The organism is Streptomyces sp. MMBL 11-1, assembly GCF_028622875.1.
In the GTDB taxonomy this organism is placed as follows: Bacteria; Actinomycetota; Actinomycetes; order Streptomycetales; family Streptomycetaceae; genus Streptomyces.
Window position 1 is genome coordinate 7,076,535 of sequence record NZ_CP117709.1, and the last position, 20,215, is coordinate 7,096,749.

General features: G+C 73.5%; 16 protein-coding genes and 1 pseudogene. 7 read left to right on the forward strand and 10 right to left on the reverse strand.

Annotation, left to right across the window (positions count from 1 at the left end; translation table 11 throughout):
- Nucleotides 1–110: 110 nt before the first annotated feature.
- Nucleotides 111–761 (reverse strand): DedA family protein, encoded by a 651-nt coding sequence (locus PSQ21_RS31260; RefSeq protein ID WP_274034660.1) that lies wholly within the window; start codon nucleotides 759–761, stop codon nucleotides 111–113.
- Entirely contained in the window at nucleotides 758–1,531 is a 774-nt protein-coding gene (locus PSQ21_RS31265; protein WP_274034661.1) for an MBL fold metallo-hydrolase, read from the reverse strand. The genes PSQ21_RS31260 and PSQ21_RS31265 overlap by 4 nt, the downstream gene beginning before the upstream one ends.
- A 292-nt stretch (nucleotides 1,532–1,823) precedes the next feature.
- Here PSQ21_RS31265 and PSQ21_RS31270 point away from each other — a divergent pair, with 292 nt between their 5' ends.
- Nucleotides 1,824–4,001: a phage holin family protein gene (locus tag PSQ21_RS31270; protein ID WP_274034662.1), complete on the forward strand. Its 2,178-nt coding sequence runs from the start codon at nucleotides 1,824–1,826 to the stop codon at nucleotides 3,999–4,001.
- A 58-nt stretch (nucleotides 4,002–4,059) separates the two neighbouring features.
- On the opposite strand, the gene PSQ21_RS31275 is transcribed toward PSQ21_RS31270, so the two are convergent.
- On the reverse strand, nucleotides 4,060–5,112 hold the full coding sequence (locus PSQ21_RS31275) for a LacI family DNA-binding transcriptional regulator (RefSeq protein WP_274034663.1): 1,053 nt from the start codon (nucleotides 5,110–5,112) through the stop codon (nucleotides 4,060–4,062).
- Nucleotides 5,113–6,057: 945 nt separating this feature from the next.
- On the opposite strand from PSQ21_RS31275, the gene PSQ21_RS31280 reads away from it, so the two are divergent.
- Genes PSQ21_RS31280 through secD form a run of 3 tightly spaced genes read left to right on the forward strand, consistent with a single transcriptional unit; the run spans nucleotide 6,058 to nucleotide 9,895 of the window.
- A complete protein-coding gene (locus PSQ21_RS31280; RefSeq protein WP_274036028.1) occupies nucleotides 6,058–6,774 on the forward strand; it encodes a rod shape-determining protein in 717 nt (238 codons plus the stop codon).
- A gap of 47 nt (nucleotides 6,775–6,821) precedes the next feature.
- Complete coding sequence (locus PSQ21_RS31285; RefSeq protein WP_274034664.1) at nucleotides 6,822–7,424, forward strand: hypothetical protein; 603 nt, start codon at nucleotides 6,822–6,824, stop codon at nucleotides 7,422–7,424.
- 35 nt (nucleotides 7,425–7,459) lie between these two features.
- Entirely contained in the window at nucleotides 7,460–9,895 is a 2,436-nt protein-coding gene (gene secD / locus PSQ21_RS31290) for a protein translocase subunit SecD (RefSeq protein WP_274034665.1), read from the forward strand.
- Between the two features lie 129 nt (nucleotides 9,896–10,024).
- On the opposite strand, the gene PSQ21_RS31295 is transcribed toward secD, so the two are convergent.
- The gene (locus PSQ21_RS31295; RefSeq protein ID WP_274034666.1) at nucleotides 10,025–10,855 is read right to left on the reverse strand and encodes a helix-turn-helix domain-containing protein; all 831 of its coding nucleotides are present in this window, start codon (nucleotides 10,853–10,855) and stop codon (nucleotides 10,025–10,027) included.
- A 100-nt stretch (nucleotides 10,856–10,955) separates the two neighbouring features.
- On the opposite strand from PSQ21_RS31295, the gene PSQ21_RS31300 reads away from it, so the two are divergent.
- Nucleotides 10,956–11,261 (forward strand): 4a-hydroxytetrahydrobiopterin dehydratase, encoded by a 306-nt coding sequence (locus PSQ21_RS31300; RefSeq protein ID WP_274034667.1) that lies wholly within the window; start codon nucleotides 10,956–10,958, stop codon nucleotides 11,259–11,261.
- A gap of 78 nt (nucleotides 11,262–11,339) precedes the next feature.
- On the opposite strand, the gene PSQ21_RS31305 is transcribed toward PSQ21_RS31300, so the two are convergent.
- Entirely contained in the window at nucleotides 11,340–12,302 is a 963-nt protein-coding gene (locus PSQ21_RS31305) for a LysR family transcriptional regulator (protein WP_274034668.1), read from the reverse strand.
- Between the two features lie 117 nt (nucleotides 12,303–12,419).
- Nucleotides 12,420–13,343, reverse strand: a complete 924-nt coding sequence (locus tag PSQ21_RS31310) for an NmrA family transcriptional regulator (RefSeq protein ID WP_274034669.1) — start codon at nucleotides 13,341–13,343, stop codon at nucleotides 12,420–12,422.
- A 151-nt stretch (nucleotides 13,344–13,494) separates the two neighbouring features.
- On the opposite strand from PSQ21_RS31310, the gene PSQ21_RS31315 reads away from it, so the two are divergent.
- Complete coding sequence (locus PSQ21_RS31315; protein ID WP_274034670.1) at nucleotides 13,495–14,505, forward strand: AraC family transcriptional regulator; 1,011 nt, start codon at nucleotides 13,495–13,497, stop codon at nucleotides 14,503–14,505.
- Entirely contained in the window at nucleotides 14,502–15,467 is a 966-nt protein-coding gene (locus PSQ21_RS31320) for a class I SAM-dependent methyltransferase (RefSeq protein WP_274034671.1), read from the forward strand. Before PSQ21_RS31315 ends, PSQ21_RS31320 begins: the two co-directional genes overlap by 4 nt.
- A gap of 45 nt (nucleotides 15,468–15,512) precedes the next feature.
- On the opposite strand, the gene PSQ21_RS31325 is transcribed toward PSQ21_RS31320, so the two are convergent.
- The 4 genes and pseudogenes from PSQ21_RS31325 to PSQ21_RS31340 all read right to left on the reverse strand — a co-directional run bounded on the left by PSQ21_RS31325 (nucleotide 15,513) and on the right by PSQ21_RS31340 (nucleotide 20,159).
- Nucleotides 15,513–15,998, reverse strand: coding sequence for an RICIN domain-containing protein (locus PSQ21_RS31325; protein WP_274034672.1), 486 nt, complete (start codon nucleotides 15,996–15,998; stop codon nucleotides 15,513–15,515).
- 112 nt (nucleotides 15,999–16,110) lie between these two features.
- Nucleotides 16,111–16,947, reverse strand: a complete 837-nt coding sequence (locus tag PSQ21_RS31330; protein ID WP_274034673.1) for an aldo/keto reductase — start codon at nucleotides 16,945–16,947, stop codon at nucleotides 16,111–16,113.
- A 174-nt stretch (nucleotides 16,948–17,121) separates the two neighbouring features.
- The gene (locus PSQ21_RS31335; protein ID WP_274036030.1) at nucleotides 17,122–18,921 is read right to left on the reverse strand and encodes an AMP-dependent synthetase/ligase; all 1,800 of its coding nucleotides are present in this window, start codon (nucleotides 18,919–18,921) and stop codon (nucleotides 17,122–17,124) included.
- Nucleotides 18,922–19,266: 345 nt separating this feature from the next.
- Nucleotides 19,267–20,159: pseudogene (locus PSQ21_RS31340) on the reverse strand (LysR family transcriptional regulator).
- Nucleotides 20,160–20,215 lie beyond the last annotated feature (56 nt).

Below are 20,215 nucleotides of genomic sequence, written 5' to 3' on the forward strand. Positions count from 1 at the left end.
CCGGAGCCGGCGGAGAAGCCGGGCTCAGGGGCGCCGGCGAGGCGTCACGGCCGCTCGCGCGGGCGACCCGACGGGCTGAACGTTCAGCCCGTCGGGTCGGGGCAGAACGTTCAGCCCGTCGCGTCGCCCGTCCCCTGGCCGAACCGCGACCGCAACCTGCGCCACAGCGCCGGAACCCCGCTGATCAGCAGCGTCAGCGCGACCGCCGCGACCACTCCCTGCCACGGCTCCGGGAACAGCGAACCGCCCAGGATGCCGATCAGCTGGTACGTCGCCGCCCAGGCGAGACAGGCCGGAACGTCGCCCCGGGCGAACTGCCGCAGCGGCATCCTGCCCAGCAGACACGCCAGCATCACCGGGATCCGGCCGGCCGGCACGAGGCGGGACAGCACCAGCACCGTCCCGCCGTGCTCCTCCAGCTTCTCCTGCGCCCGGGCCAGCCGCTCCGGCGCGGCCCGGCGGGTGATCGCCCCCAGCCACTTCGAGCCGTTCCTCGACCGGACCCCCCGCTGCCCCAGCCAGTACAGGCAGATGTCCCCGAGGAACGCGGCCGCCGACGCCACCAGGAACACGAAGAGCAGGGCGAGCGGCGACGTCTGGTGGAAGGCCACCACCGCCGCCGAACTCACCAGCGCCCCCGTCGGCACCACCGGCACCAGGGACCCCAGCGCCACCAGGGCGAACAGGGTCGGATAGCCGATCGCCTGCTGGGTCGACTCGGCGGGCAGCTCCCGCACCGCCTGCTGGATCTCCTGGATCACCGGCCTGCCTCCGGTCTGACGCGTTCGCCGTGCCCCAGCAGATGCACGGTCACCTCGGGCGCCAGCTTCGCCGCATGCCGTACGAACTCGTCACCCGGCGCGTGGAACTCGTGCGGGCGCACCCCGTCCAGACCGATCGGCCAGTACGTGCCGTAGTGCACCGGCACCGCGGACCTCGGCGCGAGACGGGTCAGCGCCTCGGCGGCGCGGGCCGGGTCCAGATGGCTGTGCCCCAGGTAGGGCCCCCAGCCGCCCACCGGCAGCAGCGCCACGTCCACCGGCCCCACCGCGTCGGCCATCCCGTCGAAGAGGCCCGTGTCCCCGGCGAAATACGTCCGGGCCTCGCCCTCGATCACATACCCGAGCGCCGGAGCCCGGTGCGGCCCGACCGGCAGTCGCCGCCCGTCGTGCAGGGCGGGGACCGCCCGCACCCGCACCTCGCCGATCCGCACCGTGTCGCCCGGCCTCACCTCGGTGATGCGCAGCTGCCGCAGCCTCCGCAGTCCCGGCACGGCCGCCACCGCCCCGCTCGGCACGACCAGCCGGGTCCCGGGAGCCAGCCGGGCCAGCGACGGCAGATGCAGATGGTCGGAGTGCAGATGGGAGACCAGCACCACGTCGGCGACCGCGGCCCGCGGTGGCGGTACCTCGCCCCGGCGGCGGCGCAGATGCGCGAGACGCCGTACGAACAGGGGGTCGGTCAGCACGCGCACCCCCGAGTCCTCGATGGTGCAGGTGGCATGACCCCACCAAGTGACCTCCACCGGCACCCCGGCCTCCTCGCTCGATCCCCGTCATCCGTCGTCCGTCATCCCGCACAACCGTGGTCCCGCGAGCCCGTGGCCCGAGGGCACCGGGGCGCCGCGACCGTGTCCCGGCGCGGCGCGCGCGGCCCGTACCCGGGTGCGCTGCCGGTACGAGCCTATGCGCCCCCCGTTCCGTCCCGCCGAACCCCGGGGCCTCCCACCGGAGCCGCTGACCGGCGGCGGCGCTGTGAAAAGCTGAAGCGCGGGCTCCGGACGGCCGGGGCCGCGGGGGCGGAAGGGCGTGAGGTGGACCGGCGTGGGTGACGGGAAGTGGCGTACGGCGGGCAGAGCCCTGATGCGAGTGATCATGGTCTGGGCGGTGTCCACCCTCACCATGCTCGTCCTGGCCGGAGCCCTGCCCCACTTCCAGCTGGAGGCCGACGACGGCGACACCATCACCAAGACGGCCTTCACCGCCGCCTGGGGCGCGGGCGCCTTCGGCCTCCTGTCGGCCCTGGTCTGGCCCGTCCTCGTGCGGGCTCTGCTCATCGTGCCCGCGCTCGTCCTGGGCGCCCTGGTCTTCTTCCTCAACGGCTCGCTGCTGCTGATCGCGCTGCGCCTCATCCCGGACGGGCGCGGCGCGGCCGACCCGGAGACGGCGGTCGTCGTCGCCGCCGTGATGTCCGCCGTCGCCTCCGCCACCTCCACCGCCCTCGCGGTCCGGGACGACGAGGCCTACCGCCGCCGGCTGTCCCGGCTCGCCGACCGGCGCCGCCGGCGCGGACGCTCGCCGGGCCCACCGGAACCCGGCCGCGACGGGCCGCCCGGCACCGTCTTCCTCCAGCTCGACGGAGTCGGCCACGACGTCCTGGTGAAGGCCGCGGCCGACGGCCTCATGCCGACCGTCGCCGGCTGGCTCGCCGACTCCTCCGGGCACCGGCTCACCCCCTGGCGCACCGACTGGTCCAGCCAGACCGGCGCCAGCCAGCTCGCCATCCTGCACGGCAGCAACCACGACGTGCCCGCGTTCCGCTGGTACGAGAAGGAGACCCGCACCGTCATGGTCTCCAGCCGCCCATCGAGCGCCCTCGAAATGCAGCGCCGGGCCATCGAGCGCACCCGCGACGGCGGTCTGCTCACCGTCGACGGCGCGAGCCGGGGCAACCTCTTCAGCGGCGGGGCCGGACAGCTGGCCCTCGTACTCTCCATGGCCGCCCGGCGCGGCAAGGGCCGCCGCTCCCGCGCCGGATACTTCGCCTACTTCTCCGACCCGGCCAACGCCACCCGTACGGCGCTGTCGTTCGTCGCCGAGGTCTTCCGCGAGATCGGCCAGTCGACCCGAGCCCGCGCCCGTAAGGTCACCCCGCGGATCAAGCGCGGCGGGCTCTACCCCTTCATCCGCGCCTTCGCCACCGTCGTGGAGCGCGACGTGGTCGCCGCCGCCGTCCTCGGCGACATGTTCGCCGGACGCACCGCCGTCTACGCCGACCTCGTCGCCTACGACGAGGTCGCCCACCACTCCGGCCCGCACAGCCGCGACGCGGAGAAGGTCCTCGTACGCCTCGACCGCTCCCTCGCCCTGATCGCCAAGATCGCCGACCACACGCCGCGCGCCTACCGGATCGTGCTCCTCTCCGACCACGGCCAGAGCCCCGGGGAGACGTTCGCGGGAAAGTACGGGCTCACGCTCAAGGAGCTCGTCCGGGCGGGCTGCGGGTTGCCGGTGCCCCGCCGGGCCCAGCGCTCCCGCAGTGCCTCCGAGGCCCGGGACGCGGTCCGGATCGCGCTGCACCGCCCCGTCGAGGGCCAGGAGGCCGAGCACCCGGCCAAGCTCTCCGACCCGATCGTGCTGGCCTCCGGCAACCTCGGGCTGATCTCCTTCCCCGACATCGAGGGCCGCGCCTCCCGCGAACAGATCGAGCGCCGCCACCCGGCGCTGCTCTCCACACTCGCCAACCACCCGGGGATCGGCTTCCTCCTCGTCCGCTGCGGGGAGCGCGGCTCCGTGGTGCTCGGGCCCGGCGGGGCCGAGGTGCCCGTCGCCGACCTGACGGACGGGGAGGGCCCGCTCGCGGTCTTCGGCGTGGGGGCGGCGGCCGCCGTACGGCGCACCGACACCTTCCCGCACGTCGCCGACGTGATGGTCAACTCCTGTTACGACCCCGCCACCGGGACCGTGCACGCCTTCGAAGAACAGGTCGGCTCCCACGGCGGGCTCGGTGGCGAGCAGTCCCGGCCGTTCCTGCTCTGGCCGCGCGGACTGACGGACCCGCTCGACATCGTGGCCGCCGAGACGGCGGAGGGCGCACCCCCGCCGCCGGGCGGCGGGCTGGTGGGCGCCGAGGCGGTGCACCGGGTGCTGACCCGCTGGCTCCAGGAGTCCTCCGGCCCGCAGGTGCCGGTGCGGGGCGAGGGGTTCGGCGGGGCGGGCCTGGCGGACGAGCCGTTCCCGGGCGATGCCCCGGTGCCGGACACGCCGGGTGCGACGGCCTGACCGGCGGGCCGCCCTCCGGCAGGCAGTCCGCCGCCGGATCAGGCAGGCTGCCGTCGGATCAGGCCGACTGCCGTCGTACCAGTGTCGGCGGGAAGAGCACGGAAGGCGAGGGGCCGCGCGGCTCGCCGATCTGCTTCAGCAGCAGCCGGGCCATCTCCGCGGCCATCTCCTCCACCGGCTGCCGGACCGTGGTCAGCGGCGGGTCGCAGGCCGCCGCCGCACTGCTGTCGTCGAAACCGACCACCGCCACGTCGGACGGGACCTCGCGCCCGGCCCGGAGCAGGACCGGGAGCGCGCCCAGGGCCATCAGGTCGGAGGCGATGAACACCCCGTCGAGGCCGGGACGGTCCGCCAGCAGCCGCCGCATCGCCGCGGCCCCGCCCAGATGCGTGAAGTCCCCCTCGGCGCAGGCCACGTCGTCGATGCCGTGCGCGGCGAGGGCGTCGAGGAAGCCGGTCAGCCGCACCTGCCCCGCGGGCATGTCCTGGGGCCCCGAGACGGTGCCGATGCGCCGTCGGCCCAGAGAGGCCAGGTGATCGGCCGCCAGCCGGGCCCCGGCGTGCTGGTCCACCTCCACATAGGCCAGCGGGGACGGACGGTGAGGGCGGCCCGCGAGGACGGCGGGCATCCTGGTCTCCTGCAGCAGTCCGGGAAGCGGGTCGTCGGCGTGCGTGGTGATCAGCACGACCCCGTCGACATGGCCGTGGCGCAGATAGGAGAGCAACTGGCTCCGGGACGCCTCGTCGTCGGCCAGCATCACGACCATCTGGATGCCCGCCGGGCGCAGCACCTCCAGCAGTCCGCTGACGACCCGCCCGAAGTACGGGTCCGAGAACATCCGGCCGACGAACGGCTCGGACATCGGCCGCCGTTCCCGCTCCGAGACCACCAGGGCCACCGAGTCGGTGCGCCGCGTCACCAGCGAGCGGGCGGCCCGGTTGGGCACGTAACCGGTGGTCGCCACCGCCTCCTCGACCACGGCGCGCAGGGCGGGATCCACCGTGGTCGCCCCGTTGATCACCCGGGACACCGTCGCCCGTGACACACCGGCCACCGCCGCCACATCCTCCAAGGTCGCGGGGCGTACGGGCTGCGGCACTTCGGCTGTCATGGAGCCCTTTATACCCGCCGCCCGGCCGCCCGGTTCGGCCGAGGGCCGCGCCCCGTGCCCGGCACCCGTTCAACTCAGCTGCTGTGCTCGAAGCTCGTCGGCTACTCCTGGATCTCGTACTGAACGGGGTCAGCTGAGCTGCTGGAGCCCGGCCTCCGGGATGATCGGCTCGTGGCGTCGATCTTCTTATGCAGAAATGCGCCGAGGAATCGCGGTGCCGGGGGAGTTCGCGGAGCTGGTCGGCGCCGTCCTGGCGGCGGGGGAGGAGAGCTGAGCCGGTGACTGCCGTACGCGGTGTATCGGCGCGCCTGTGAATCAGCGCGGAAGTGGCGTTCCACCACCCCGTATTGCATAGTGATGGCTCGGTCGTGCCTCACTATCAGTGGGGCGACGGGTGCGTGGGCGGCCGCGATGGACGGCCGGGGGTGAGGGACGATGCGTTCTGTGCACGACGGACAGCGACCGGGTCGCGCCGTCCCGCCGTCATCCGCTGACCTCGGCGCGGGCCGGAGGTTTCCGGTCCCCTGCGGACCGGGAGGCCTTGATGCATCCGTCGGCCCTGACAAATCCGGGGGACCTTACGGCCCTGACGGATCCGACGGCCCTGACGGAGCGATGGCTGCCTCGCTCCTTCCTGCCCCGGCCGTGCCCGCCCTGACCGTTACTCCTCCGGCCACGTCGGCCCCGGCCGTTCGCGGTCCGCTCACTTCCGCGCCCGGCGAGTGGCGAGGGCCGCTCCGCCCGGGTGCGGGCCCATGGGGGAAGGGCCCCGGACCGCTTCGTGACGGGAGCGGTGCCGGGGCGTTCGGGGCGGGGCGTTTCCACGGCAGTTTCCGCACGCACCACCAGCACCTGCGCGCACCGGGCGCCCAGGGCGCACCGGGCGTTCCCACGGCCGCCCGGGGACTGGCTCTGGACCTGGGCAGCTCGCGCACCCGCGCCTGGGTGCCCGGCCGGGGACTGGTCCTCGACCCGTTCCCCGGCTCCGGTCCCCACGGGGGAGACGAGCGGCCGGTCCGGCGCGGGCGCATCGTCGACGCCGAGTCCTGCGGCCGACTGCTCGGCCGCATCGCTGACGCGGCCCTGGGCCCCGACCGCAGCGACAGCGTGATCGTTCTCAGCCACCCGGTACTCGCCGGGGCCGAGCACCGCACAGCGGCGCGTGCTCTGCTCGCGGGGCTCGGGACGTCGCGCGTTCTGGTTCTCAGCAGCGCCCGGGCCGCCGCCGCGTACGCCGGTCCGAGGGAGACGGGCCCTCTTCTCGTCGTCGACATGGGGGCCGAGCTGACCGAGGTCACGCTCCTCGTCAACGGTCTGGTCGCCGACGCCCGGCAGGCCGAGAGCGGGCTCGACGACCTCGACCGCCTCGATCCGGCGAACCTTCCGGCCGTCCTCGTCCAAACGGTGCTCGACATGATCACCTCCATGTGGCGGCACGACCGGCACGGCGCGGTCCGCGGGGCCCTGCGCAAGGGCCCCGTGCTCGCGGGCGGCGGCGCGCTGCGAGCCGATGTCACCGAGCGCATCGCCCACTGCCTCGGCACACGGGTGCGCTTGGCCGACGACCCCTCCACCACGGTCGTCCGCGGCGCCGGACAGATCCTCAGCTCCGTGCTCCGCCATCGGACGGCGTCGCCCGAGCCATTCGGCCTACCGAGGTGACGCCGGACCCGGGGCCTTCCCGGTCGAACGCGTCCCGGGTGCGGAGTGTGCTGGCCACGCTGGTCCTCACCGTTCTCACCCTGGTCGGTGGCGCCGCTTCGGCGACCGGCGCCGTGCCCGCTCCGGCCTCCCGGAGCCTCGCACCCGCCGTCACCGGAGCCGCATCGGTGCCCGCCGCCCCGCAGACCCGGCACACCGGGCACCGCGCCGGGTACGACGTCCGGCACCGCGCGGGGCATGGCAGCGGCCACGACGTCCGGCACCGCGCGGTCCAGCTCGGCGGCTCCGACCGCGAGAGGCCGGCGCACGCGTGCGGGGGTGTGGCCGAGCCGGGCCCCGGTGCGGTGGCGCGGGCCGGGCACGAGCAGCCCAGGACGGCGGCCGATCCGGCGCAGGCTCCCCGGGCGGGCACCGGCCGGGCGTACCTGCTCCTTCACGCGCCACCGCCGCCGCACGACGCGCTGACGCCGGCTCCGGCGGGGCCGGCCGAGCCGCGCGGCGGCGTACAGCACGTCGCCGCGGATTCCTTCGACGTCCCCGGCAGCCGCAGGGGCGCGCTCCCCGGCGTACGGGGCCCTCCGGGCAGGAACGCCGGTCCCACGACCGGTCATCCGTCCTGTTCTGCCGATCCGGCGCAGCGTCCTCACTGAGGTGAGGGCGCTCGACGCCCCACCGGAGGATTTCCATGACTCGCGCCACCACGGTGCGAGCGGTTCTGGCTGTCGCCGTCCTGCTCGTCTCCGTCTACATCAGTTTGACCATGTCGCCCAGACTCGGCCTCGATCTCCAGGGCGGCACCCGTATCGTGCTCCAGGCCCGGGACACCGCCACCGTCGAGGCGGACCGGGAGACCACCGACCGCACTCTGGAGGTGCTGCGGCAGCGCATCGACTCGCTGGGCGTCACCGAGCCGACCCTGACCCGGTCCGGCGAGGACCGGATCATCGTCGAACTGCCCGACGTCCAGGATCCGCGCCAGGCCGCCGAAGTGATCGGCCGGACGGCTCAGCTCACCTTCCACGCGGTCGAGGGCCCGGCGGCCGAGAAGCCGGCCGAGAAGCCGGCCGAGAAGCCGGACGCGAAGCCGGACGCGAAGCCGGACGAGAAGCCCTCGGCCTCCGACCCCACCACCGCCGCGGATCCCACCGCCGACCCGGACCCCACCACCGACCCCAGCCCCCCTGCCGACCCCGACCGGCTGACTCTTCCCGACGAGCAGGGCCGTGCTCTCGCCCTCGGTCCCGCCCGGCTCTCCGGCGCGGGCGTCGAGGACGCCACCGCCGGCTTCGACGCGCAGGGGGGAGCGGGCTGGAGCGTCTCGCTCGAATTCCGCAAGGACGCCGGTCAGGACTGGAAGCGGCTGACCGGCGAGGCCGCCTGCCATCCGGCCGGGGACGACCGCCGGAGGGTCGCCATCGTCCTCGACGAGAAGGTCATCTCCTCGCCCCAGGTCGACCCCTCGGTCGGCTGCCGGGTCGGACTGCCGTCCGGGGCCACCCAGATCACCGGCTCGTTCAGCGCGGACGAGGCACGTGACCTGGCCCTGCTCGTCAAGGGCGGAGCCCTGCCCGTGCCCGTCGAGATCGTCGAGCAGCGGACCGTCGGCCCGACGCTCGGCGCGGCGGCCATCGACGCGAGCGCCCGGGCGGCCCTCATCGGAGCTGCCGTCACCGCACTTTTCATCACCGTCGTCTACCGTCTCTTCGGCGCGCTGGCCGCCGTGGCGCTGGGCGCGTACGGGGTGATCTCCTACGCGGCGCTCGTCGCCCTCGGCGTCACGCTGACGCTTCCCGGTCTGGCCGGTTTCGTCCTCGCGATCGGGATGGCGGTCGACGCGAACGTCCTGGTCTTCGAACGGGCCAGGGAGGAGTGTGCCGAACGGCCGAAACGCACCCTGCGCTCCGCGCTGACCACCGGGTACAAGAAGGCGTGGAGCGCGGTCGCCGACTCCAACGCGACCACCCTGATCGCGGCCGGACTGCTCTTCTTCCTCGGCTCGGGTCCGGTCAAGGGCTTCGGGGTCACCCTTGCCATCGGCGTCATCGCCTCGATGTTCTCCGCGCTGGTGATCGCCCGCGCGCTCACCGAGATCGCCGCGAAATCCCGCTTCGTCAGCGACTACCGGAGCGTCAACGGCATCGCGCGCCCCGGCGCCGTACGGAACTGGCTGGTCCGTAAGGACCCCGATCTCTTCCGGAAGCCGGTCCGCTGGCTTGTCGTCTCGGCGGCACTGGTCGCCGTCGCGGTGGCCGGGATCGTGGTCCGCGGGGTCGATCTGGGCGTCGAGTTCACCGGGGGCCGGCTGGTGGAGTACAGCACCAGCCGCCCGGTCGACGTCGAGACGGCCCGGGACACGCTCGCCGCCGCGGGTTTCGGTGACGCCGAGGTCACCACGGCCGGGGAGGGCGACCTGTCCGTACGCACCGGGAAGCTCGACAACGACGGCGAACACGCCCTGCGGACGGCGCTCTCCGAGGAGGGCGGGGAGACGACGAAGGTGCGGGACGAGCTGATCGGCCCGAGCCTCGGCGACGAACTGCGGCGCAACGCCCTGATCGCCCTGGGGGTCGCGGTGGCCGTTCAGCTGGCCTACCTGGCGTTCCGGTTCCGCTGGACGTTCGCCGTGGCCACCGTCGGGGCCATGGTGCACGACGTGATCCTCGTGGTGGGGGCCTTCGCCTGGCTGGGGCGGCCGGTGGACGGCATCTTCCTGGCCGCCCTGCTCACCGTCATCGGCTACTCGGTCAACGACTCGGTGGTGGTCTTCGACCGGGTACGGGAGCTGTGGGGGGCGAACCGGCGGACACCGCTGGACACCATCGCCCGCCGGGCCATCCTCCAGACCGTTCCGCGCACGGTGAACACCGGGATGGGCGCCCTGTTCATCCTGTCCGCCCTCGCGGTGCTGGGCGGTGACTCGCTCGCCGGCTTCGCGCTCGCCCTGCTCATCGGCATCTGCGCCGGCACCTGGTCCTCGGTGTTCACCGCCGTACCCGGTGCCATCGTCCTGGAGCGGAACGCCGAGACCCCGCCGCCCGCCCCCGGGAAGCGGAAGGGCTCGGCACGCGGACGGCCGGGGGCGACCCGGCGCGACCCGCTCGACAACGGGGCACGCGTCTGAGGTGATCCCGCGCTCCGGCGCCACGACCAGCCGCCCCGGCCGGTCGTGGCGCCCGGGGGCCGGAGGCCGGGGGCCGGGGGCCGGGGCAGTGGGACAGCGGTCCAGGAGGGAAGCGGCCAGGGGAAGAGGTCAGGACGGGACGTGGGCGTGCAGATAGGCGGCCGTCTCCCGGTCGGCGGGCAGGAACGTCTCGATGGCCAGCTCGGCCACCGTCACGTCCATCGGCGTGTTGAACGTCGCGATCGACGACACGAACGACAGGACCCGGCCCCCGTGTTCGAGCAGCATCGGCAGCGCGAACGCGGCGGAGCGCTCCCGCCCCGCACCGCCCGGACCGTCGGTGCGACGGCCCGCGCCGCCCGCCCGCGCGGGGGCCGGATAGGCGGCCACCTCGTCGTACAGCTCACGCAACTCCGGCGAGCGTACGAGGGCGATCTGGCGGTCCATCTGTGCCAGCAGGTCCGCCCGCCACTCCGGGAGGTTCACGATGCGCGGGGCGAGCCCCTCCGGGTGGAGGGTGAGCCGCATGGCGTTGACCGGCGGGGCCAGCAGCTTCTCCGGCACCCCCTCCAGCAGCAGCGCGATCCCCCGATTGGCCGCCACCACCCCGTAGGTGCCGTCCACCACGAGCGCCGGATACGGCTCGTACGCCGCGAGCAGCCGGTCGAGGCTCTCCCGGAGGGAGGCCATCGCGGGGGCGTCGAGCGGCGTCTGCGCGTAGCGGGGCGCGTAACCGGCGACCACCAGGAGGGCGTTGCGTTCACGGACCGGGACGTCCAGCTGTTCGGCCAGCCGCAGGACCATGTCCTCGCTGGGCCGGGCGCGGCCCGTCTCGATGAACGAGATGTGGCGGGCCGAGGAGTCCGCGCGAAGAGCCAGCTCCAACTGGCTGATGCGCCGTTGTTCCCGCCAGTCCCGCAGCAGCGGCCCTACTCCCGTGTCGGGCAAGACAGTCGTCATGCCAAGACCGTAACGTCACCGGCGGGCCGGGGCCGGTACGGGCCGCCCCGGCCCGCTGTGACGCATGCGCCGATCCACCGAGACCCACGGGAGCCGTTCCATGAGCGCAGAACCGCTGTCGCCGAGCGAGATCGACCGCCGGCTGGAGAACCTGCCCGGCTGGGCGTTGGAAGGAGACCGGATCACCCGGACCTTCCGGCTGCCCTCCCACGTCGCCGCCGCCGCGCTGACGGTCCACATCGCACGGATCCAGGACGAGCTGAACCATCACTCCGACCTGACGCTCGGATACAACACGGTGGCCCTCTCGGTCCACACGCACGACGCGGGAGGCGCGGTCACCGAGAAGGACCTCGCGCTCGCCGCCCGTGTGGCGTCCGCCGCCCCGGCCCACGGAGCCGAATAGTCCGGCGGGGCCGAGCAGCCCACCGCCGGGCCGCGCCGCGGTGGGCCAAGGGCCGTCCCGGCCCCGGTCGGTCCGGCCTCAGGCCACCGTGCCGAACCTCGGGTGCGCGCCGAGCCACCGCGCGTAGCCCGGGCTGCGTGACACCGCCTCCGCGTAGGCGGCGCGGGTCGCCCCGGCCACCGTTGTCGCCGCGGCGTCCGCGGCGGGGGAGTGCGGGTGCCAGCCCACCAGATGACGCCAGCTGAGGGGCGCGCCGGCCAGCGGTCTGGTCACCAGGCCGGGCGTCGGCGGGAACGTCGCCCGGCACAGCCCTATCGCCCGCCCCACCTGCACCAGATGGACGACGGAAGAGGTGTCCGTCTCGTACACCGACGCCGGGGTGAAGCCCGACCGCGCGCAGGCCGCGGTGAAGCAGTCGGCGAAGCAGCCGTCGCCGGGCACGTCCGCCCAGCGCTCGTCCGCGAGCGCCGCGAGCTCCAACTCCGCTTCACCGGCCAGGGAGTGATCCTCCGGCAGCATCACGAAGACCGGGTCCACGCCGACGACCTCCCAGACCAGCCGGTCCGCCAGCGGCGGCGAACTCTCGCCACACGTCCCGATCAGCGCGAAGTCCAGCCGGCCGTCGATCACCAGGGAGGCGATCTCGTCCACCGACCACGCGGTGTACGTCGACACCGGCACCGACGGGTGCGCGGCGGCCATCCGGTCCACCAGACCGCCGAGCAGCGGACCGTGCGTGCCGCCCAGCCGGAACCGGTCCAGCGACCCCGTGGCATTGGCGAACCGCACCGCCTCCGCCTGCAGTTCACTGACCGCGGGCAGTACCACCCGGGCCCGTTCCAGCACCAGTTCGCCGAGCGGGGTGGCGCGGGCTCCGGTGTGGTCGCGGTTGAAGAGAGCGCCCCCCAGGGCCTTCTCGATCCGCCGCAGCTGAGCGCTGAGAGCAGGCTGGGCAAGCCCCAGTGTGGCGGCGGCCTTGGTGAGGCTGCCCGTGTCGGCAATGGCACGGACCGTTCGTAGATGGCGCAACTCCAGCTCCATAAGGGCAAGTTATGGGCCCGGAAAGCACCCCGGCAATATGTGTGCTCCGCCTACCGTTCGGTCGGTGTATACCGGGGGTACCCCGCCGGGCCGGCCGACGGGGCACGGCGTTCCGTTTCAGCCGTGCCAGGCGCCGTCCCCGGCGGCCTCGCGGACGAAGACGGAGAAGTCCTTCGGCTCCCGCCCCAGGACCCGCTTCACATCGTCCGACGTCGCCGTGTTGTGGCCGTCCAGCAGCTGCGCGAACAGCTCGGCCAGGAATTCCGCCTCCGGACCCGGCACCCCGAACTCCTCCAGCAGCGACGCGTACGCGGGCCCCGTCACCGGCACGTACCGCACCGCCCGGCCCGCCGCCCGGCCCAGCTCCTCGGCCGCCTCCGCGAACGTCAGGCTCCGGGGGCCCGTCAGCTCGTACACCGCCCCCGCGTGCCCGTCCCCGGTCAGCGCGGCCACCACGACATCGGCCAGGTCGTCGAGGTCCACGAGCGGTTCCGCCGTCGTGCCCGCGGGGAACGCCACCTCACCGCCGAGCACGCCGTCCAGCAGCGCGCCCTCGCTGAAGTTCTGCGCGAAGAACGCCGACCGTACGACGGTGATCTCCACCGTCCCGGCCGCCCCGCGCAGCGCCTCCTCGGCGACGGCCGCCCGCGGTTCGCCGCGACCCGACAGCAGCACCACCCTGCGCACCCCGCACGCCGCGGCGGTCCGCCCGAAGGCGGCCATGGCCTCCGCCGCTCCGGGCACCGCCAGGTCCGGGTAGTACGCCACATAGGCGGCCCGGGCACCGCGCAGCGCCGCAGCCCAGCCCGATGCGTCCTGCCAGTCGAACCGGACCTCGCCCGTGCGTGAACCCGAGCGGACCGGCACCCCGAGGGCCGTCAGCCGCTCCACCACCCGACGGCCGGTCTTGCCGGTGCCGCTCGTCACCAGAACCGTGCCCGCGGCCACTGCCGCTCCCTTCCCCGTCATCCGTCCCGCACCCCGTCCGCCGTCCTGGCCGTCGCTGTCGTCGTCTCGTCGTGTGAACGCGTTCTCCGTCATGGCTCCAGACTCCCGGGCCCGCGACCGTCCGGACATGCTCCAGAGACTCAGCCGCCTACTCCTCCGTCCACGCGTCCCCACGTCCCACCTCGTCATCTCGTCACCTCGTCATCTCGTCAGCTCCGCACGTCCACGCGTCTAGGCTGGCGCCATGGACGCTCTCGCCGGACTCCTTGACGGACCACGGGCCCGGGGCGCGTTCCTGCTCCGCATGGTGATGGAGCCGCCCTGGGCGATACGGGTCGAGGACCGGGCACCGATCTGCCTCATGTCGGTCCGGCGCGGCACGGCCGTCATCGTCCCGTCCGACGGGGGCGAACCGGTCCGGCTCGGCCCCGGTGACATCGCGGTGGTCCGCGGCCCCGATCCGTACACCGTCGCCGACGCACCCGGGACCACACCCCACGCCCTCATCGGTCCCGGCGGCGTCTGCACCACGCTGCACGGCCGGCCGCTCGCCCAGGACATGGTGCTGAACGTACGGACCTGGGGAAAGGCGGCCGATGGCGCTACGGCGGTCCTCGTCGGGACCTATCTGCTGGAGGGCGAGATCAGCCGCCGTCTGCTGGACGCCGTTCCCCCGCTGCTCACGGTGCCCGCCGACACGCGGACCCGGCCGCTGCTGGACCTGCTCGACGCGGAGATCGCCCAGGACGAGCCGGGCCAGCGCGTGGTCCTGGACCGTCTGCTGGACCTGCTGCTCATCGCCGTGCTCCGCGCCTGGTTCGCCCGGCCCGGGGCGGACGCTCCCGCCTGGTACCGCGCGATGGGCGACCCCGTCGTGGGCACGGCACTGCGGCTGCTCCAGCACGAGCCCGCGCACCCCTGGACCGTCGCCGCGCTCGCCGCCCGCGCTGGGGTGTCCCGGGCCGGTCTCGCCCGGCGGTTCACCGAGCTGGTCGGTGAGCCGCCGATGGCGTACCTGACCGGCTGGCGGCTCGCCGTCGCGGCCGACCTGCTGCGCGAGAGCGACGCCACGGTGGAGGCCGTGGCCCGGAAGGTCGGCTACAGCACCCCCTTCGCCTTCAGCGCCGCGTTCAAGAGGGTCAGGGGCGTCAGCCCGCAGGAGTACCGCGGCGGCCCGCCGGGCGAGCGCCGCGACTTGCCGGATCGGCAACGTGGTTTGCCGAGGGGGCTTCCGTTGGGGAGGCTGCGTCCATGAACAGCCACGCCGGTCACGGCCACCACGACGCGTACGCACCCGCCCCGCCCGTACACGCCCATGCTCATGCCCACGCTCACGCCCACGCTCATGCCCACGGATCGGGTGGCGGTCCGGCGACGGACATCGACTGGGACGTCCTGGGCCCCCTCCTGGAGCAGGAGGCCGAACTCAACGGCGCGCAGTACGAGGAGGCGGCCCGCTGGATCGCCGCCCTGCCCACCGCGCCGAAGGTCCGCCGGGTCCTGGACGTCGGCAGCGGCCCCGGAGTCGTCTCCTGCCTGCTGGCCGAGGTCTTCCCGGAGGCCGAGGTGGTCGCGGTGGACGCCACTCCCGCTCTCCTGGAACGCGCGAGGAACCGCGCGCGGCGCCTCGGCGTGATCGACCGCTTCCAGACCCTGGAGGCCGAACTCCCCGATGACTTCGACCGTTTGGGCGAGGCCGATCTGATCTGGGCGGGCAACTCCCTGCACCACTTGGGCGACCAGCGCGCCGCCCTGGCGGGCTTCGCCGGGCTCCTGCGGTCCGGCGGCACGGTCGCGCTCGTCGAGGGCGGTCTGCCCACCCGGCGGCTGCCCCGCGACATCGGCATCGGACAGCCCGGCCTGGAGGCCCGTATGGGCGCGGCCGCCGCCACGCGCTTCGAGCACATGCGGTCCGAACTCCCGGCCGCGAAGCGGGAGACCGAGGACTGGAGCGCGCTCTTCACCGCGGTCGGCCTCGTCCCGCAGGGCACCCGAAGCTTCCTCCTCGACCTGCCCGCCCCGCTTTCCCGCCCCGCCCGCGACCATGTCGTCGCGAGCATCACCCGCGAGCGGGAGGTGCTCGGCGAGCTGGTGACGGCCGAGGACAGCGCGGTACTGGACCGTCTGCTGGACCCCGAGGACCCCGAAGGCCTCTACCACCGCCCCGACGTCCACCTGCTCTCCGCCCGCACGGTGCATCTGGGCCGAAGGCCCTAGATGTATTGGCCCGCCGCGTTGTTGACGCGGCCGATCCGGTGAGGATCAGCTGACAGACGTTGCCCGCGACACCGGCTCCAACCGCCACCACTGGAAGGGGGAGTCGGTGTCCTCCCACTGCTGAACCGTGCCCCCGGCCTCGGTGGAACGGTCCGCGACCTCCATGACGAGGCCGCTGATGAAGCTCACCAGGGTCACCGTCCCGGGCGCCTCCGGGTGCTGCTCGATCAGCCACTCCTGGGCGCCGAAGTTGTTGGCCTTCCACTGCTGGATCCGGGTGCCGTTCTCCGTGTCGGCGTTCGCCACGTCCAGCCGCTTCCCGCTGTGTTCGTTGACCAGGTGGAAGAGGGCCGCGCCCTCGTGCACCGGGGCCAGCCGCCACACCTGCGCGGCGGTCCCGTCGTCCTTGCCCTGCTGGACCAGCGCCCCGCTGCCCTTGGCCGCGCCGTACACCTCCAGCACCAGCCGGCTGCCGACGTTGCGCAGGCGGTACGGGCCCGCCTCGACGACGGGCGCGAGTTCGCCGCTCATGTTTTCCTGTCTCCCCGGTTCGACGTGTGTACTGCGGGCCGGCACGGGCCGGCACACCGGCTGACGACGGCGCCCCCACCGGGATCACGGTGGGGGCGCCGTCGCCGGACGCTCAGGCGCCGGCGCTGAACTCCGCCGGGTCGGGGCCGAGCCGCTTGCCCTCGTCCAGGGCCGCGAAGGCGGCGAGGTCGTCGGTGTCCAGCTCGAAGCCGAACACATCGAGGTTCTCCTCGATCCGCGACGGTGTCACGGACTTCGGGATCGCGATGTTGCCGGTCTGCAGATGCCAGCGCAGCACCGCCTGGGCGGGCGTACGGCCGTGCTTCCGGGCGATGGCGACGACCGTCGGCACCTCCAGCAGGCCCTTGCCCTGACCCAGCGGCGACCACGCCTCGGTGGCGATGCCGTGATCGGCGTGGAAGGCGCGGAGCTCGGCCTGCTGGAGCTGCGGGTGCAGCTCGATCTGGTTGACGGCCGGAACCACGGAGGTCTCGGCGAGCAGCCGCTTCAGGTGCTCGGGGTGGAAGTTCGACACACCGATGGCCTTCGCGCGGCCGTCGGCGAGGATCTTCTCCAGCGCCTTGTACGTCTCGGTGTACGCGTCCTTCGCCGGGACCGGCCAGTGGATCAGGTACAGGTCGACGTAGTCCAGGCCGAGCTTGTCCAGCGAGGCGTCGAAGGCCCGCAGGGCACGGTCGTGGCCCTGCTCGCCGTTCCACAGCTTCGTGGTGACGAAGAGCTCGTCGCGGGCGACGCCGGAGGCGGCGATGGCCTTGCCGGTGCCGGTCTCGTTCTCGTAGATCGCGGCGGTGTCGATGCTCCGGTACCCGGTCTCGATGGCCGTGGCGACCGCCCTCTCCGCCTCGTCGTCCGGCACCTGCCAGACACCGAAACCGAGCTGCGGCATGTCGAGGCCGTTGTTGAGGGTGATGGAGGGGACCTGGCTCACGAGCGGTCGATCCTAACGTCGTCGGTGGATACTCCCCACGACAACGACCGTCCGGGTCCAGGCATTCCCGCCCCGGGGTTCCGCAGGACAGCGGCCCGCCCCGGGGTCCCGCAGGACTGCGGTCCGCCCCGCCCCCCCCGGGGTCGGTGGTACGCGGTCCGCCCCGTCCCCGGGTCAGTGGTAGAGCGCGTCGACCTCGACCGCGTACGCCGTTTCGATTGCCTTGCGCTTCAGCTTCAGCGAGGGCGTCAGCAGCCCCAGCTCCTCGGTGAACGGATGGGCCAGGATCCGGAACGTACGGATCGACTCGGCCTGGGACACTGCCGTGTTGGCGGCCACCACCGCCCGGCGGACCTCCATCTCCAGGTCCGGGTCGCGCACCAGGTCGGCCGGGCCGAGCGGGCTGCGGCCCCGCATCGACAGCCAGTGGTCCACGGACTCCTGGTCGACCGTGACGAGCGCCGCGATGTACGGGCGGTCGTTGCCGACGACGATGCACTGCGCCACCAGCGGATGCGCCCGTACACGTTCCTCCAGACCGGCGGGGGAGACGCTCTTGCCGCCGGACGTCACCAGGATCTCCTTCTTCCGCCCGGTGATCGTCAGATAGCCGTCCGCGTCCAGCGCGCCGAGGTCCCCGGTGGCGAGCCAGCCGTCCCGCAGCACCGTCCGGCTGGCCCCGGGGTCGCTCAGATAGCCGGAGAACACGTTCGGCCCGTGCAGCCACACCTCGCCGTCGTCCGCGATGTGCACCGACGTCCCCGGAATCGGCTGCCCGACCGTCCCGTACCGGGTGCGCTCGGGAGGGTTCGCCGTCGCCGCCGCGGTCGACTCGGTCAGCCCGTACCCCTCGAAGACGCTCACCCCGGCGCCCGCGAAGAACAGCCCGAGCCGGCGGTCCATGCCCGAGCCGCCCGACATCGCGTGCCGCATCCGGCCGCCCATCGCGTCGCGGACCTTCTTGTAGACGACCTTGTCGAAGAACTGGTGCTGCATCCGCAGCCCGGCCGAAGGCCCCGGCCCGTCCCCGAACGCCTTCTGCTCCATGGCCTCGGCGTACTTCACCGCGATGTCGACGGCCTTGTCGAACGGCCCGGCCCGGTCCTCCGCCTCGGCCTTGCGCCGGGCCCCGTTGAACACCTTCTCGAAGATGTACGGCACCGCCAGGATGAACGTCGGCCGGAACGTCACCAGGTCCGGCATCAGCGCGTTCGCGGACAGCTCCGGCTGATGGCCGAGCTTGACCCGGCCGCGGACCGCGGCGATCTCGACCATCCGCCCGAAGACGTGGGCCAGCGGCAGGAAGAGGAGCGTGGCCGCCTCGTCGCCGGGCCTGGAGTGGAACACCGGCTCCCAGCGCGTGACCATCGTGTCGCTCTCGAACATGAAGTTCGCGTGGGTGATCACACACCCCTTGGGGCGGCCCGTCGTCCCCGAGGTGTAGATGACGGTCGCCACGGAATCGGGCGTCACCGCGCGCCGGTGCCGCTGCACCACCTCCTCGTCGATGCCCGCGCCCGCCCCGTACAGCTCGTCCACCGCTCCGGCGTCCAGCTGCCACAGCCGCTGGAGACGCGGCAGCCGGTCGATCACCGAGCCGACGGTCATCGCGTGGTCCTCGTGCTCGACCATCACCGCCACCACCTCGGCGTCGTGCAGCATCCACAGGACCTGCTCGGCGGAAGAGGTCGGGTAGATCGGCACCGACTGGGCCCCGACGGTCCAGAGCGCGAAGTCGAAGAGCGTCCACTCGTAGCGCGTGCGGGACATCAGCGCGACCCGGTCGCCGAACCGCACCCCGTGCGCGATCAGCCCCTTGGCCAGAGCCAGCACCTGATCGCGGAAGTCCCCGGAGGTCACATCACGCCACTGGCCACCGGCGTCCTTGCGGCCGAGCGCGACCCGGTGCGGATCGTCCTCCGCGTAGTCGAAGACCACATCGGCCAGACCGCCGACCAGAGGTGCCGCCGGCAGGGGTGGGACAGTGAAATCGCGCAATGACATGCTCCTCGTGGCGCTCCGCACAGCGCCGCGACGCTACCCCAAGCGGGGGCCCGGCGGGAGGGGACCGGACGCTCCGCGCACTGTGCCGTCCGCCCGGATCGACCGTCGAAATCCGGCCAGATGGGCAAGGCTCGGGCGCCCGGCCGGCCCAGTTCTGACGGAGGGGTAAGCGGCTCGCGCCGGAATCTCCACCGAATCCGACCGCCGCGGCCACTGCGACCGCTCCGATCGCCGCGACCGCGACCGCGGCCGGTCCGCGGAGTGGCACGGACTCTCCCCGCCGCCGGTTCCGCTGTGCGGCCGGTGGGAGTGTGGCTACCGGCCCTCCCCGCCGCCGGTCCCGCGGTGCAGCCGGTCGCCGCCCGCCAGGATCGCGGACGCCAGCGCGTCTGCCGCATCCTGGGCCGCACCCCGGCGGTTCCCGTACAGCAGTACGAAGTCGACGCCGCCGAGCTCCGGCAGACCTGCCCTGGCCGGAACCGGCGCCAGCCCCGGCGGGACCATCCCCCGGGAGTGCGCCATCACCCCCAGGCCCGCCCGCGCCGCCGCGACCAGACCGCTCAGGCTCGTACTCGTACAGGCGATCCGCCACGCCCGCCCGTGCTCCTCCAGTACCTCCAGGGCGCGGGCCCGGGTGATGGCGGGTGGCGGGAAGACGACCAGCGGCACGGGGCGCTCCGGATCGACGCGCAGCTGTGGCGCGCCGATCCAGTCCAGCGCGTCCTGCCACATCAGCTCCCCGTGGGTGTCGCCGGTCCGCCGCTTCGCCAGCACCAGATCCAGCCGGCCCGCCGCGAGCTGCCGGTGCAGCGTCCCGGACAGTTCCACGGTGAGCTGGAGCTCGACCTCCGGATGGTCACGGCGGAAGGACTCCAGGATCTCGGGGAGCCGGGTCAGCACGAAGTCCTCGGAGGCCCCGAACCGCAGCCGGCCGCGCAGCCGGGTGCCCGTGAAGAACGCCGCGGCCCGCTCGTGCGCCGACAGGATCGTCCGGGCGAAGCCGAGCATCGCCTCGCCGTCCTCGGTGAGGTCGACGCGATGGGTGTCGCGGGTGAACAGCTGCCGCCCGGCCGCCCCCTCCAGCCGCCGCACATGCTGGCTGACCGTGGACTGGCGGATCCCCAGTCTGCGCGCGGCCGGGTGAAGCTCAGCGTCTGGGCCACGGCGAGGAAGGTACGCAACTGGGTGGGGTCGTACGTGGCGTCCATGGCGCCACGTTATCGGGATCCGTGATGACAGTCAGAGCGGTATGTGTGATTCCCGA

What these genes read in the sequence shown, in the direction of transcription:
- PSQ21_RS31300 (WP_274034667.1), top strand. Translation starts at nt 10,956, where the DNA reads ATGAGCGCAGAACCGCTGTCGCCGAGCGAGATCGACCGCCGGCTGGAG.
- PSQ21_RS31315 (WP_274034670.1), top strand. Translation starts at nt 13,495, where the DNA reads ATGGACGCTCTCGCCGGACTCCTTGACGGACCACGGGCCCGGGGCGCG.
- PSQ21_RS31325 (WP_274034672.1), bottom strand. Translation starts at nt 15,998, where the DNA reads ATGAGCGGCGAACTCGCGCCCGTCGTCGAGGCGGGCCCGTACCGCCTG.
- PSQ21_RS31295 (WP_274034666.1), bottom strand. Translation starts at nt 10,855, where the DNA reads ATGACGACTGTCTTGCCCGACACGGGAGTAGGGCCGCTGCTGCGGGAC.
- PSQ21_RS31310 (WP_274034669.1), bottom strand. Translation starts at nt 13,343, where the DNA reads ATGACGGAGAACGCGTTCACACGACGAGACGACGACAGCGACGGCCAG.
- PSQ21_RS31275 (WP_274034663.1), bottom strand. Translation starts at nt 5,112, where the DNA reads ATGACAGCCGAAGTGCCGCAGCCCGTACGCCCCGCGACCTTGGAGGAT.
- PSQ21_RS31305 (WP_274034668.1), bottom strand. Translation starts at nt 12,302, where the DNA reads ATGGAGCTGGAGTTGCGCCATCTACGAACGGTCCGTGCCATTGCCGAC.
- secD (WP_274034665.1), top strand. Translation starts at nt 7,460, where the DNA reads ATGACTCGCGCCACCACGGTGCGAGCGGTTCTGGCTGTCGCCGTCCTG.
- PSQ21_RS31320 (WP_274034671.1), top strand. Translation starts at nt 14,502, where the DNA reads ATGAACAGCCACGCCGGTCACGGCCACCACGACGCGTACGCACCCGCC.